Origin of the sequence: Variovorax rhizosphaerae (assembly GCF_037889975.1) — a bacterium.
GTDB lineage: Bacteria > Pseudomonadota > Gammaproteobacteria > Burkholderiales > Burkholderiaceae_C > Variovorax > Variovorax rhizosphaerae.
Genome location: NZ_JBBKZT010000003.1, coordinates 98,813 through 113,524, shown reverse-complemented (window position 1 = coordinate 113,524; position 14,712 = coordinate 98,813). Strand labels below are relative to the sequence as shown.

General features: G+C 65.5%; 10 protein-coding genes. 8 read left to right on the top strand and 2 right to left on the bottom strand.

Going from position 1 to position 14,712, the window contains the following annotated elements; genetic code table 11:
• Positions 1 to 378: 378 nt before the first annotated feature.
• On the bottom strand, positions 379 to 3,201 hold the full coding sequence (ppc, locus tag WKW82_RS07100; protein ID WP_340341569.1) for a phosphoenolpyruvate carboxylase: 2,823 nt from the start codon (positions 3,199 to 3,201) through the stop codon (positions 379 to 381).
• A gap of 96 nt (positions 3,202 to 3,297) precedes the next feature.
• Here ppc and hemC point away from each other — a divergent pair, with 96 nt between their 5' ends.
• The 8 genes from hemC to greB all read left to right on the top strand — a co-directional run bounded on the left by hemC (position 3,298) and on the right by greB (position 12,403).
• A complete protein-coding gene (hemC, locus tag WKW82_RS07095) occupies positions 3,298 to 4,203 on the top strand; it encodes a hydroxymethylbilane synthase (RefSeq protein ID WP_340341568.1) in 906 nt (301 codons plus the stop codon).
• Between the two features lie 11 nt (positions 4,204 to 4,214).
• Positions 4,215 to 4,991, top strand: a complete 777-nt coding sequence (locus WKW82_RS07090) for a uroporphyrinogen-III synthase (RefSeq protein WP_340341567.1) — start codon at positions 4,215 to 4,217, stop codon at positions 4,989 to 4,991.
• The gene (locus tag WKW82_RS07085; RefSeq protein WP_340341566.1) at positions 4,988 to 6,064 is read left to right on the top strand and encodes a uroporphyrinogen-III C-methyltransferase; all 1,077 of its coding nucleotides are present in this window, start codon (positions 4,988 to 4,990) and stop codon (positions 6,062 to 6,064) included. The genes WKW82_RS07090 and WKW82_RS07085 overlap by 4 nt, the downstream gene beginning before the upstream one ends.
• A gap of 2 nt (positions 6,065 to 6,066) precedes the next feature.
• Positions 6,067 to 7,350, top strand: a complete 1,284-nt coding sequence (locus tag WKW82_RS07080) for a heme biosynthesis protein HemY (RefSeq protein WP_340341565.1) — start codon at positions 6,067 to 6,069, stop codon at positions 7,348 to 7,350.
• A gap of 229 nt (positions 7,351 to 7,579) precedes the next feature.
• The gene (locus tag WKW82_RS07075; RefSeq protein ID WP_340341564.1) at positions 7,580 to 8,734 is read left to right on the top strand and encodes a polysaccharide biosynthesis/export family protein; all 1,155 of its coding nucleotides are present in this window, start codon (positions 7,580 to 7,582) and stop codon (positions 8,732 to 8,734) included.
• A 12-nt stretch (positions 8,735 to 8,746) separates the two neighbouring features.
• Complete coding sequence (locus tag WKW82_RS07070; RefSeq protein ID WP_340341974.1) at positions 8,747 to 9,187, top strand: low molecular weight protein-tyrosine-phosphatase; 441 nt, start codon at positions 8,747 to 8,749, stop codon at positions 9,185 to 9,187.
• A gap of 38 nt (positions 9,188 to 9,225) precedes the next feature.
• Positions 9,226 to 11,448, top strand: coding sequence for a polysaccharide biosynthesis tyrosine autokinase (locus WKW82_RS07065; RefSeq protein WP_340341563.1), 2,223 nt, complete (start codon positions 9,226 to 9,228; stop codon positions 11,446 to 11,448).
• A gap of 373 nt (positions 11,449 to 11,821) precedes the next feature.
• Positions 11,822 to 12,403 (top strand): transcription elongation factor GreB, encoded by a 582-nt coding sequence (greB, locus tag WKW82_RS07060; RefSeq protein WP_340341562.1) that lies wholly within the window; start codon positions 11,822 to 11,824, stop codon positions 12,401 to 12,403.
• Here the strand turns inward: greB and WKW82_RS07055 are convergent.
• The gene (locus tag WKW82_RS07055) at positions 12,367 to 14,655 is read right to left on the bottom strand and encodes a RelA/SpoT family protein (RefSeq protein ID WP_340341561.1); all 2,289 of its coding nucleotides are present in this window, start codon (positions 14,653 to 14,655) and stop codon (positions 12,367 to 12,369) included. The genes greB and WKW82_RS07055 overlap by 37 nt on opposite strands.
• Positions 14,656 to 14,712: the final 57 nt, after the last annotated feature.

Below are 14,712 nucleotides of genomic sequence, written 5' to 3'. Positions count from 1 at the left end.
GAATCCGATGCACGCCACCGTGACGATGCGGCTGGCGGCCGCGGACTGGCCTGCCTGGAGAAAGGATCGGAGGCCGAACATCGGACCTCGGGATCGGGCGCAATGCTGCATGTGGGCAGCGAGGGCGAGCAGGTCCCCATGGACCAGATCGACGTGAACTGAGCTTGCAGCCCCGGCAGACGCGGGGGGCAGGAGGGTCGAGAAAGACATGGCAGCGCTTCCCGTGGCGTGTCCTTGATGGAGAGCAACATGCCTTCCATTCGGACCTTGGGGTCAGGCTACGCAGGAGCAGCGGGCGTCACCGCAGGGATGCGCGGATTGGGATGTAGGAGGGTGCCCCAACAGGCGCCCGTCCATGGTGCACCTTAACCGCTATCTCTACCCCGTGTTGCGCAATCCTGCTGCGACCCCATTGATCGAGATGTGAATGCCACGCTGCAAACGTTCGCCGCCTTCGCCGGCCCGATAGCGCCGCATCAGCTCCACCTGCAGGTGATGCAAGGGATCGATGTACGGGAAGCGATGCTGCACCGAGCGTTGCATGTCCGCATTGCCCTCCAGCCGCTGCTTGGCGCCCGTGATGAGCGTCAATGCCTCGGAGGTGCGGTGCCATTCGCTCTCGATCATCGAGAACACCTTCTGGCGCAGCTTGCGGTCGGCCACCAGTTCGGCATAGCGCGAGGCCAGTGCCAGGTCGCTCTTGGCCAGCACCATGTCCATGTTCGACAGCAGCGTGCGGAAGAAGGGCCACTGTGCATACATGCGCTGCAGCAGCGCCTGCCGCTCCTTGCGCACGGCCGCGTTCTTGGCCGTGCCGATGAACTGCTCGATCGCCGAGCCGAAGCCATACCAGCCCGGCAGCGTCAGCCGGCATTGCCCCCAGCTGAAGCTCCAGGGCACGGCGCGCAGGTCCTCGATCTTGTGGCTGGGGTTGCGCGAGGCCGGGCGCGAGCCGATGTTGAGTTCGGCGATCTCGCGCAAGGGCGTGGCCGCGAAGAAATAGTCGCCGAAGTTCGGTGTCTCGTAGACCAGCTTGCGGTAGGCCGCCATGCTGGATGCGGAGAGCGCATTGGCCGCCTCCATGAACGACGCCGGGGCCGCCTTGGCCGGTGGCAGCAGCGTGGCTTCCAGCGTGGCCGCGACCAGCGTCTCCAGGTTGCGCCGGCCGATCTCGCGGTTGGCGTACTTCGAGCCGATCACCTCGCCTTGCTCGGTCAGCCGGATCTGTCCGCGTACCGTGCCCGGCGGCTGCGCCAGGATGGCTTGGTAGCTCGGGCCGCCGCCGCGCCCCACGGTGCCGCCGCGGCCATGGAACATGCGCAGACGAATGCCGAGATCCAGTTCGTCGAACAGCGCCGCCAGCGCCGTCCCGGTGCGATACAGCTCCCAGTTGCTCGTGAAGATGCCGCCGTCCTTGTTGCTGTCGCTGTAGCCCAGCATCACGTCCTGCTCGGCGCCGGAGCGCTGGACCAGCGCCGCGATGCCGGGCAAGGCGTAGTAGGCCCGCACGATCGGCGCCGCGTTGCGCAAGTCCTCGATGGTCTCGAACAACGGCACCACGATCAGGTCGACGACCGCATCCGTGCCCAGCGTGCCGCGCAGCAGGCCGACTTCCTTCTGCAGCACCAGCGCTTCCAGCAGGTCGCTCACCGTTTCGGTGTGGCTGATGATGTAGTGGCGGATGGCGGCGTTGCCGTAGGTTGCACGCATGGTGCGGCCGGCCGCGAAGATCGCCAGTTCCTTGGTCGTCAGCGGGTCGTAGCTGGCATCGGGCACACGCAGCGGCCGGGCGTCGTCGAGCAACTGGAGCAGCAGCGACTGCTTGGACTCTTCGTCGAGCGACGAATAGTCACCTTCGATGCGTGCGACCTTCAGCAGGTCGGCGACCACGGCCTCGTGCTTGTCCGAACTCTGGCGAAGATCGACCGTGGCCAGGTGGAAACCAAATACCTCCACCGCGCGGATCAACGGCCCCAGGCGCTGCTCGATCAGCACCGCGCCATGCTTCTCGCGCAGCGAATCGGCGACCGTGCGCAGGTCGGCCAGGAATTCCTCGGCATTGGGATACGGGTTCTGCGGCGGCACCGCATGGCGCGCCGCATCGCCGCCGGTCAGCTTCTTCAGCGTGGCAGCCAGGCGCGAATACACGCCGGTCAGTGCGCGCCGGTAGGGCTCGTCGACACGGTGCTCGTTCGAATCGGGCGAGCGCTCGGCCAACGCGTTCATCTCGACCGACACATCCACCAGCGTGGCCGACAGCGACAGCTCACCACCCAGGTAATGCACCTCCGTCAGGTAGTGGCGCAGCGCCAGTTCGCACTGCCGCTTGAGCGCGTACTCCAGCGTCTGCGCCGTCACGTTCGGGTTGCCGTCGCGGTCGCCGCCGATCCACTGGCCCATGCGCAGGAAAGGCGCGATGCCTTCCTTGCCGAGCGACTTCTCCAGTTCGGCATAGACCCTCGGAATCTCGCGCAGGAAGGTCGCTTCGTAGTAACTCAGCGCGTTCTCGATCTCGTCGGCCACGGTGAGCTTGGAAAAGCGCAGCAGCCGGGTCTGCCAGATCTGCGTCACGCGGGTGCGGATCTGGTGCTCGTTCTCGGCCAGTTCGATGGGCGTCAATGCATCCTTCTGGCCCGCGAAGAACTGCTGCCGCTGCAGGATCCCGTCGCGCACGGTGATCAGCTGGGCGATGCCGCGTTCCGCATCCAGGATGCTCTTGCGTTGCACTTCGGTCGGGTGCGCGGTGAGCACCGGCGACACGTAGCTGTGGGCGAGGCTCTCGACCACCGCGGACGGTGTGATGCCCGCCTTGCGGACACGCGCCAGCGCCGTCTCCAGGCTGCCCTCGACGCTCTCGCCGGCCCGGTCGATCTCGGTGCGGCGGCGGATCTGGTGCCGGTCCTCCGCCAGGTTGGCCAGGTGGCTGAAGTAGGTGAAGGCGCGGATCACGCGCACCGTCTCGGCGGCGCTCAAGCCCTTGAGCAGGTTCTTCAGCGCGCGCTCCGCACTGTGGTCCGCGTCGCGCCGGAAGGCCACCGACATCGTCCGGATCTTCTCGACCAGGTCGTAAGTCGCCTCACCTTCCTGCTCGCGGATCACGTCGCCGAGAATGCGGCCAAGCAGCCGGATGTCGTCGATCAAGGGCTGGTCATCGTTCTGGCGGCGCTTGGACGCGGACGACTTTCTCTCGGCGGATTTCACTTCGACTTATCTCCTCTGGATGGCGGCTTTGAAGGGCGTTGCTGCAGTGCAACATGCTAGCATTCCCGCGGCCTTTTTGATGATCGGAATAGAGCTTTGACCCATATCGTGATCGCCACGCGCGAAAGTCGGCTGGCCATGTGGCAGGCGCAACACGTCCAGGCACTGTTGCAAGAACGGGGCCACGTCGTCGAACTGCTTGGCATGACCACCCGCGGCGACCAGATTCTCGACCGCTCGCTGAGCAAGGTCGGCGGCAAGGGTTTGTTCGTGAAAGAGCTCGAACTCGCGCTGGAAGAAGGCCACGCCGACATCGCCGTGCATTCGCTCAAGGACGTGCCGATGGACCTGCCCGACGGCTTCACGCTGGCCTGCGTGCTGGAGCGCGAAGACCCGCGCGACGCGCTCGTCTCCCCTCGCCATGCCTCGCTCGACGACCTGCCCGAGGGCGCGGTGGTCGGCACCTCCAGCCTGCGCCGCGTGGTGATGCTGCAGGAACTGCGGCCCGACCTGCGCATCGAGCCCCTGCGCGGCAACCTCGACACGCGCCTGCGCAAGCTCGACGAAGGCCAGTACGACGCGATCGTGCTGGCGGCCGCGGGCCTGAAGCGCCTCGGCCTGGAAAGCCGCATCCGCACCACCTTCGACCCCGATGTGATGCTGCCTGCGGCCGGGCAGGGGGCGCTCGGCATCGAGGTGCGGGCCGACCGCGCCGACCTGATCGAATGCCTCGCCCCGCTCGCGCACAACGCCGACACGCTGGCCACCGCCGCCGAACGTGCGGTGAGTCGCACCATGGGCGGCAGTTGCTCGATGCCGCTTGCGGCCCATGCACGCTGGCAGGCCGACGGCAAATTGCGCATCGATGCGGCATGGGGTGACGCCGCCGGCATCGCGGAACTGCTTCGCGCACAGCATGAGGCGGACGTCACCAGCGCCGCGCAAGCCGAGGCGCTGGGCCGCCAGGCCGCCGAGACGCTGCGCCGGGCCGGCGCGCGCTAAGCGCATCGCGCATGCCCGCGCGCCGCGTGATCGTGACCCGTCCAGCGCGAGAGGCGCAGCGCTGGGTCGACGCACTGCGCGCGGCCGGGCTGGATGCCGTGGCGCTGCCCCTGATCGTCATCGATGCCTTGCCGCAAGCGGCGCAGCAGCCTGCGGCGGGCATGCCGCTCGATCGCCATGACGCTCTGATGTTCGTCAGCGCCGCCGCCGTCGAGCACTTCTTCGCCTCGCATGCGGATGCTGTCCATCCGATGGCAATGCCCCGCTGCTGGGCCACCGGCCCGGGCACCACGCGCGCACTGCTGGAGGCCGGCATCCCCGCCGCCGCCATCGACGCACCGCCAGAACACTCCGCCCAATTCGACTCCGAAGCCCTGTGGGCGCGGGTGCACTCGCAGGTCCGCCCGGGCGCGCGCGTGCTGATCGTGCGCGGTGCCGATGCGGCCGGTCATGCCTCAGGCCGCGACTGGCTTGCGCGACAGGTCGAGGCCGGTGGCGGCGTCGTTGATACGCAAGTCGCCTACCGACGCCTCCCCCCCACCTTCGATGTCGACGACACCGGAATCGCGTTGGAAGGCGCGCGCGGCGAGGCCACTTGGCTCTTCAGCAGTTCCGAAGCCATTGCCAACTTGTGCCATGCGCTGCCCGACACCCCATGGCGCGCAGCCCGCGCAGTCGCCACCCATGCGCGCATCGCACAGGCGGCGGAAGCGGCCGGCTTCGGCATCGTACGCACGGCGGCACCCACCGTGGCCGCCGTGGTCGCGTCGATAGAATTCACCGGATGAGCAACACAGCCCTGCCCGCTGAACCGACGCCCGAAGCCGTCGCGCCGGCCGTCGCGCCGGTGACGCGGTCCGTGTCGCCGGCCGAGGCTGCGTTGCTCCTGTCGCGCATCGGCTTCGGCCTCCTGGCATTGGTTGCGGTCGTCGCCCTGGTGATGGCGTTCAACCTGGGACAAAAGGTCGACAGCATGCAGGAGCAACTGGCGCGCCAGAGCGCCGATGCCCTGGCGCAGGCGACCGAGGCTCGTGCCCTCGCACGCCAGGCGCAGGAGACGGTCCGCGACACGGCCGCCCGCCTCGCGCTCGCAGAAACCCGCATCGCCGAAGTCGCGCTGCAGCGTTCGCAACTTGAAGAACTGATGCAGAGCCTGTCCCGCTCGCGCGACGAGAACCTTGTCGTCGACATTGATTCGGCGGTCCGCCTTGCATTGCAGCAGGCCGAGGTCACCGGCAACGTGGAACCCCTGCTCGCCGCATTGAAGGCCGGCGACCAGCGCATCGCACGCGCCGCGCAGCCCCGTCTTGCGCCCTTGCAGCGCGCCATGCAGCGCGACGCCGACCGCATCCGCACCATCGCCAGCGGTGACAACGGCGAAGCGCTGCAAAAGCTCGACGAGTTGATGCGCGGCGTCGACGACCTGCCCACCCTCAATGCGGTCGCCGTGCGTGGCCTCAGAGCGAACACGGCGTCGACTGCCATCCCGGCCGATGCGCCCTGGTGGGAGCGTGCGCTGCTGACGGTGCGCCAGGAAGCCGAATCCTTGCTGCGCGTCAGCCGGATCGACCGTCCCGAGGCCGTGCTCGTCGCACCCGAGCAGACCTTCTTCCTGCGCGAGAACCTCAAGCTCAAGTTGCTCAGTGTTCGCCTGGCGATGCTCTCGCGGCAGGTGGATACGACGCGCACCGAGCTGGCCTCGGTCGCCGCCACCCTCAACAAGTACTTCGATCCCACCTCCCGCCGCACCCAGGCCGCCGCCACCCTGCTCCAGCAATTGCAGGCACAGGTCAAGTCGACGTCGCCGCCGCGCGTGGACGACACGCTGGCAGCGCTCGCGACGGCGGCAGCCGGACGCTAGGCATGCGCGCAGCTCTCTGGCTCCTGGGGCTGTTCGCCATTGCTGCGGCGACCGCGCTGTTTGCCGGCAACAACCAGGGCACCGTCACCGTGTATTGGCCGCCGTGGCGGATCGACCTGTCGCTGAACCTCGTCCTGATGTTGCTGGCGGGCGCCTTCATGCTGCTGCACGTGGCCTTGCGTGCGCTGGCCGCGCTGTTCCAGCTCCCGGTCCAGGCGCGTCAATGGCGCTTGCAGCAGAAGGAAAGGGCATTGCACGCGGCCCTGCTCGATTCGATCTCCCAGTTGCTGGCCGGCCGCTTCTCTCGCTCGCGCAAGGCGGCCCTGGCCGCCTTGGCGCAGGAACGCACGCTGGACGCGCTCGATGCCCAACTGCCGCAGGCCCAGCAGATCAAGGTGCTGTCGCACCTGCTGGCAGCCGAGAGTGCCCAGTCGCTGCAGGATCGCGCAGCGCGTGACGCACATTTGCAACTGGCGCTCAACGAAAGCGCGGAGCGCGGAACGCCCGCGGCCCTGGAAACCCGCGAGGGCGTGCAATTGCGAGCCGCCCGCTGGGCGCTGGAGGACCGCGACGCCCCCGGCGCGCTGGCGCGGCTGGAGGAATTGCCCGTGGGCGCCCAGCGCCGGACCTTTGCGTTGAGACTTCGCCTGAAGGCTGCTCGCCTCGATCACCGCACGCTCGAAGCGCTGGAAACCGCCCGCCTGCTGGCGAAGCACCGCGCCTTTTCAATCGCCGCAGCGCAAAGCATCGTGCGCGGGCTTGCCACCGAACTCATCTCAAACGCCCACGATCCGGCGCAATTGATTGGCGCGTGGGCGGAACTCGAGCAGGGCGAGCGCGAGATGCCTGAGGTCGCCATTCATTCCGCACAGCGCATGGTGCTGTTGCAAGGCGACTTCGCACTCGCGCGGGCCTGGCTGCTGCCCGCATGGGAGCGTATGGTCGCGGCGCCTGACGGCCTGGGCGACGCACTGCGCGTGAAACTCGTGCGCGCGCTCGAGGCGGGGCTGGATTCGGTCGATGCAGACTGGCTGTCACGCATCGAACTGGCGCAGCGCAACAATCCGCGCGACCCCAACCTGCAATACATTGCGGGCATGGCCTGCATGCGACGCCAGCTCTGGGGCAAAGCGCAGCAGTTGCTGACGCAGGCCGCGCTCGGTCTCCGCGATGAGGACCTGCACCGTCGAACGTGGCTGGTGCTGGCGCGCTTGGCCGAGGCGCGGGACGATGCTGAACAAGCCTTGATGGCCTGGAAGAAGTCGGCGCAAGTGGAAGACCCTTGAGAATTTCGGTCCATCGCCAAGGACCGCTGAGCCGCCTTTGTTGACAGTTACACGCGGGCGATCCATGTTTGTTAGAAAATGTGTCTATAGTAAGCGGGACTTTTCCTCATCTCCGCCTCTGCCAGAAGCCCTATACCGGACAATCCGTTGAGATTTCCGTTGCGATTGCGGTACATTGGGTAACTGTTAGCAAAAGTATTCATTTGAGTTACGCCGTTGGAGCCTGGTTTTGAAACGTTTCTTCTTTTATGCAGTCCTGTTCACTTCCGTGGGTGGGCTGCTGGCTGGCTGCTCGATCGCACCGAGCTTCGATTCGATGCGGTATGGCGAGAACCGTCCGGTCAATACGGATCTGAAGCTCGGTTCGGGCCCGGACGGCGACCAGCCGCCTGACGGATTTCTCACGGAAATCACGCCCGACCTGATCCGCGTCCAGAACAAGGCCCGCGTCACGGCGGTGCCTGCCGACGTCCAGGCCCTGATCGGCGGCGCGCCCGAGCCCTACCGCGTCGGCCCCGGCGATGTGATTTCCATCACGCTTTTCGATCACCCGGAACTGGTCTTCAGCGGCCAACCCGCCCTTATCGGCGGCGGGCAGGATGCAAGCAGCGTTGCGCCTGCACCTGGTTTCGTCGTCAACGATGCAGGCAATCTCAGCTACCCCTATGCGGGCTTGCTGAAGGCGTCGGGCATGACGATTGACGAACTGGAAAACGTCTTGACGCAACGCCTGTCAAAGGTCTTCAAGCTGCCGCAAGTCAGCGTTCGCGTTGCCTCATTCCGGAGCAAGCGGGCCTACATTGACGGCGAGGTGAAGAACCCGGGACTGCAGGTCTTCACGGACATCGCGATGACGCTGCCGGAAGCCATCAACCGGGCGGGCGGCCTTGCCACCACCGGTGATCGCTCCCACATCACGCTGACGCGCAACGGCCGCACCACACGCATCGACATGAACATCCTGACGGACGCCGGCGTCGATCCGTCGCGCATCCTGCTTCGCAACGGCGACATGCTCACAGTGCGCGCCCGGGAAGAAAGCAAGGTCACGGTGATGGGTGAAGTGAACACGCAGGGCGGTGTGCTCATGCGCAATGGTCGCCTCACGCTGAACGACGCGCTCACGGAGAGCGGCGGGCTCAACCTGGGTACTTCGGCTCCGCGGCAGATCTATGTGATCCGTGGCTTGCCTGACGGCGGCCAGACCGTGTTCCATCTCGATGCCCGGACCGCTTCCGCGATCCAGATGGCGGATGGTTTTTCGCTCAAGGCCAAGGATGTGGTCTTCGTCGATCCAGTGCCGCTGGTGGTGTTCAGCCGCGTTGCCAATCTGCTCCTGGTGTCGGCGAACACGGCAACGGCGATCCGCGCCCTGCCGAAGTGAGCAGCCATGGTGATCCAACACGTCCTCACACTGTGCATAGGAAACATCTGTCGCAGTCCGATGGCAGAGGGGCTTCTTGCGCAAGCCCTGCCGGACTGCAATGTTTCCTCCGCCGGACTCGGCGCGCTGACCGGCCATGCAGCCGACCCCATCGCCTGCGAGTTGATGAAGGATCGCGGCATCAGCATCGAACAGCATCGTGCGCGCCAGGTCAGCCTCGACCTTTGCCAGCGCGCAGACCTGATCCTCGTCATGGACCTCGAACAGCGTCGCGATCTCGAGCGGCGCTATCCATTCGTCAGTGGCAAGGTGTTTCGACTGTGCGAGCAAGACAAGCGCGACGTACCTGACCCCTACAAAGCGGGACGCACTGCGTTCCAGACCTCGCTGGCGCTGATCGAAGAAGGCGTAAAGCAGTGGGCCAACCGAATTTCCAGAGTGTCCAGCCGATGAATTCCCCAGTTTTGCAATCTCCCAACCCGCAGGCCGTCATGGCCGCTTCAGCATCTGACGACGACCAGCTCGACTTCGGGCACTACTTCGAGGCGCTCGTCGCGCAGAAGTGGCTGATCGCAGCAATCACGGTGCTGGTGCTCGCGCTGGGCGTGGCCTTTGCGGTGTTGCAACGGCCCACCTACGAGTCCAACCTGTTGATCCAGGTCGAGGACAGCGAGGGTGGTGCGGCCAAGTCGTTCCTGGCTGAAGCAAGCAGCGTCTTCAATGTGAAGACGCCGTCCACTGCCGAGATGGAAATCATTCGCTCGCGCACCGTGATTTCCCAGGCGATCGATGCCACCAACCTCGACGTCGTGGCGGCTCCGCGCTATGTCCCTCTCGTTGGTGGCTGGATGGCGCGGCGCGCCACGGGCCTGTCCGACCCGGGATTCATGGGTTTCAGCGGCTATGTTTCGGGCACCGAGCAGATTGCTGTCGACAAGTTCACCGTTCCCACGAAACTCGAGGCAACTGAATTCATCGTCGTCGCCAAGGGCGCTGGGCAATATGCGTTGCAGCACCCGGCATTGCCGCAGCCGGCGACTGGCACGGTGGGTAAACCATTGAAGGCAGAAACCCAGTTCGGCCCCATCGAGCTGACGATTGCTTCGCTCGCGGGCAAGCCCGGCGCCGAGTTCAACCTCTCCAAGCGCTCGAAGCTCGCGACCATCGAAGGCCTCCAGGGCGCGTTGACGCTGACGGAACGCGGCAAGCAATCCGGCATCATCAATGTGCAGATGCAGGCCCCCAACCCGTATCAGTTGGCCCGTGTGCTCAATGCGGTGGGTGCGCAGTACGTGCGCCAGAACATTGAACGCAAGGCGGCTGAGGCCCAGAAGACGCTGGCGTTCCTGGATGTCCAGTTGCCGCTGTTCAAGCGTCAACTTGAACAATCGGAAGAGGTATACAACCGCTACCGCAACCAGAAGGGCACTGTCGCGTTCACCGAGGAAGCGAACCTGATCCTCAACACCGCGGTGGATCGCCAGACAAAGCTGCTCGAAGCGCAGCAACGCCGGCGTGAACTCGAATCCCGTTTCACGGCCAACCATCCGAGCGTGCAAACCCTGGACGCGCAGATTGCCGCCTTGCAGCGTGACATCGGCGATGTCCAGGCACGCATCAAGGGATTGCCGGCACTGCAACAGGAAGCCGTGCGCATGGAGCGCGATGTCAAGGTGAACACCGAGCTCTATCAATCGCTGCTCAACAATGCGATGCAGCTGCGTCTGGTCAAGGAAGGCAAGGTCGGCAATGTCCGTGTCCTGGACGAGGCCAACGTAGCCGAGATTCCGGTCAAGCCGCAACGCTCGACAATCGTTGCCATCTCGCTGCTGCTGGGCCTGTTCCTCGGCGTGGTGGCTGCGTTGATTCGCAATGCGCTCATCGAGCAACGCATCAAGGACCCGTATGAGGTCGAGTCGCAAACGGCACTGCCTGTGTTCTCGACCATTCCGGTGAGTCCTGCGCAAGCCGCGATCAGCCAGCGTCGCTTGACCGGCGCAACGGGCGTGCGTTTGTTGGCCATCGAGCATCCGGATGATCTTGCGATCGAAAGTCTGCGAAGCTTGCGGACCGCGATGCAGTTCGCGATGCTGGAAGCGCAGAACAACCGCGTCATGATCACTGGCGCGACGCCTGGCGTCGGCAAGAGCTTCGTGACATCGAATTTCGCCGCCCTGATGGCAGCCGCTGGAAAGCGCACCCTTTTGATCGACGCTGACTTGCGCCGCGGCCATTTGCATCAGTACCTCGGCCTGCAGCGACATGGCGGCCTCTCGGAATTGATTGCAGGCAGCCTGACGGCCCAGCAGACAGTTCACCGTCAGGTTGTGCCGAACCTGGACTTCCTGGCAACCGGACAGTTGCCGCCCAATCCGGCGGAACTGCTGACCTCCGAGTCCTTCACGTCGACGCTCGAGCGTCTGTCAGAGCAGTACGACATGGTGGTGATTGACACACCACCGGTGCTGGTTGCCTCCGACACCGCCGCGATCGCAACGCACGCCGGCACCGTGTTGCTGGTGGCGCGCGCCAACCTGTCGAGCATGGGCGAACTTCGCGAAAGCACGCGGCGCCTGGCGCTGGGCGGCAAGGCGGCGACAGGTGTGCTGTTGAACGCGATGGACGCGAAGCGTCGTGCGTACGGCGGCTACAAGTACGGTCGCTATCGCTACACCAACTACAACTACGAAAGCATCCTGCCGGACGAGCAATGATGCGAGATGTCATTGGCGGAGAGCCGAGGAGATAACTCAGCACAGCCGCAGGCGGGAGCGCAGTTTCCCGGATGATTCAAGGGGCCCTGAAGAGGGCCCCTTTTGCATGGGTGCGGCCGGCGTTGGTGCAAGTCCTGTAGCCCTTGATCGAGCCACTTCAGCGAACACGTCCACGGGTTTCAAGCCGGCCGACGGGCGCACGATCCGGTCAAGTCAAGGTCTCGCCGGGGTACGTTCAAGCGGGCAAGCGCGTGGTGGTGGACGTGAGGCCGATCAGCGATGATTGGCCCTGCCCCGATGGCGAGGTGTATCGGGCCTCGATGTCGGTTTTCACATCGATCGCAGGGCCAAGGCTTTTCCTTAGCATCGAGGCATGAGCAAAGCATTCACCAAAGAGTCAGACACCGAAGAAGACGATGACGGCGCAGATGGCGGGTTGCCACCGCTGCCGCCCGGCAGCAAGAACTACATCACGCCGCAAGGCTACGCACGCCTGCGCGACGAACTGCTCAACCTGATGGACGATGAGCGGCCAAAGGTGGTCGAGGCGGTGCATTGGGCGGCCAAGAACGGCGATCGGTCCGAGAACGGCGACTACCTCTACGGCAAGAAGCGCTTGCGCGAAATCGACCGGCGCATCCGCTTCCTGACCAAGCGGCTCGAAGTGGCCGAGGTGACGGACCCCTCGGTGCATCACGGCAGCGACCAGGTCTTCTTCGGGGCGACGGTGGAGTACGCCGACGCTGCAGGCGAGGAGCGCAGCGTCACGATCCTCGGCATCGACGAAGCCCAGAGCCAGCATGCGCAGGTGAGCTGGATCTCGCCGATTGCCCGCGCGCTGTTGAAGGCGCGCGAAGGCGATGTGGTGAAGCTCGTGACGCCGCGTGGCGCGCAGGAGATCGAGGTGCTGTCGGTGCGCTACCCGGCCCCGGGTGCGGTCGGGTCGGCCGAGTAGGGCGCAGGCACGACTCGGTTCGCCGACAACACCGACGGCGTGCGCTTCGCGGCGCGTAACACAAGGTCCAGATGCGCGCGGTCGCGCACCGCGATCACGAAGCGCAAGTCGGTCGAGTCCTGCGGGGTTTCATCGGCCATCTCGACGTGCGTGATGTCGGCTTCAGCTTCAGCAAGCGTGGCGGCGACTCGGGCCAGCACGCCCTTGTCATTGCGCACGGTCACGACCACACCGGTCTCGAAGGTGCGGACCGGTTCCTCGGCCCATTCGACTGCGAAGAACCGTTCGCTGTCGCGATGTCGAAGGCGTTGGCCGACGCCGCATTCATTGGTGTGCACGACCAGCCCTTCGCCGTGGCCCAGGTAGCCGACGATTTGATCGCCTGGAATGGGTCGACAGCAGAGCGCAAACCGCACCGACGAGTTCTCGCTGCCATCGAGCGTGACGCCGCCTTGCGACACAGTCTCGTGTGCGGTGAAGCGCTCGCGCGTGAGCAGCAGGGCATCAGGCTTCTCGCCACGCTCGGCCAGCAGGAACATGAGGCGCTTGGCCACGATGCTCGCGATGCGGCGGCCCAGCCCGATGTCGGTCATCAACTCAGAGCGCGAGCGGTTGGCGGTGAAGCGCAGCAGCTTTTCCCAGATGGCCTGGTATTCGCCATCGTCCGGCGGCACCTTGTTGCGCCCTTCGGCACGCAGCGCCTGGGCCAGAAGCTTTTCGCCGAGGCCTTCCGATTCGGCATGGGCAAGGGTCTTGAGGTAGTGGCGGATCTTCGATCGCGCGCGGCCGGTGCGCACGAAGCCCAGCCACGCCGGATTCGGCGTCGAGACGGGCGCGGTGATGACTTCCACCACGTCGCCGTTCTTGAGCTCGGTGCGCAGCGGAACCTGGTCACCGTTGATGCGTGCCGCCGAGGTGTGGTCGCCGATGTTGCTGTGGATGGCGTAGGCGAAGTCGATGACCGTGGCCCCGCGCGGCAGGGCGAGGATCTGGCTCTTGGGCGTGAACACGTAGACCGCATCCGGGAACAGGTCCACCTTGACGTGGTCCCAGAATTCCGCGGCATCGCGCGTCTCGTCCTGGATGTCGAGCAGGGACTGCAGCCACTTCGCGCCGAGCCGCTCGCGCGACGGCGAGGCGTTGTCGGTCGCCTTGTAGAGCCAGTGCGCCGCGACGCCGGATTCGGCCACCACGTGCATGGCCTCGGTGCGCAACTGGAACTCGACGTTGACGCCCGACGGCCCCACCAGCGTGGTGTGCAGCGACTGGTAGCCGTTGAGTTTGGCAATCGCGATGTGGTCCTTGAACTTGCCCGGCAGCGGCTTGTACATCTGGTGCAGGATGCCCAGGCCGGTGTAGCAGGCGATGACGTTCGGCACGATCAGGCGGAAGCCGTAGATGTCTGTGACCTGCGCGAAGCTGAGGTGCTTCTCGTCCATCTTGCGATAGATCGAATAGAGCGTCTTCTCGCGGCCCGCGATGCGCACGCTGATGCCGGCTGCGGCGAAGGCGGTTTCGAGTTCGCGCTGGACCTTCTGGATCAGGTCGCGCCGGCGGCTGCGGGCTTTCGCGACGGCCTTTGACAGGATCGCGTAACGCCAGGGCTTCAGGTGGCGGAAGGAGAGTTCCTGCAGTTCGCGATAGGTCTGGTTCAGACCCAAGCGATGCGCGATGGGCGCGTAGATCTCCAGCGTCTCGCCGGCAATGCGGCCCCACTTCTCGCGTGGCGCATCGTCCAGCGTGCGCATGTTGTGGGTGCGGTCAGCCAGCTTGACGAGGATCACGCGCACGTCGCGCGCCATCGCCAGCAGCATCTTGCGGAAGGACTCGGCCTGGTTCTCTTCGCGGGTGTTGAACTGGAGCTTGTCGAGCTTGGTGAGGCCGTCCACCAATTCCGCGACAGGTGCGCCGAAGCGCTCGATCAGTTCGGGCTTGGTGACGCCACAGTCCTCGATCGCGTCATGCAAGAGCGCCGCCATGAGGGCCTGTGCATCGAGCTTCCACTCGGCGCATTGGGCTGCGACCGCGATCGGATGGGTGATGTAGGGCTCGCCGCTGTTGCGCAACTGCCCCAGGTGGGCCTCGTCTGCGAAGCGGTAGGCGCGGCGTACCAGTTCGGTGTCTTCGGCGCTGAGGTAGTCGAGCCGGGCGGTCAGGGCCGCGAAGCTGGCCGCGGCGGCGTTGAGGGCGGCAGGGCTGGGCCGAGCAGCACCCCGCGGGGCATTGGGCTCGGGTTTGGCGACTGCGCTCATAGCCCTCGACTTTAGCGTGCCATTCGGGCGCTGGGGTTCGCCCACAAAAAAGGCACC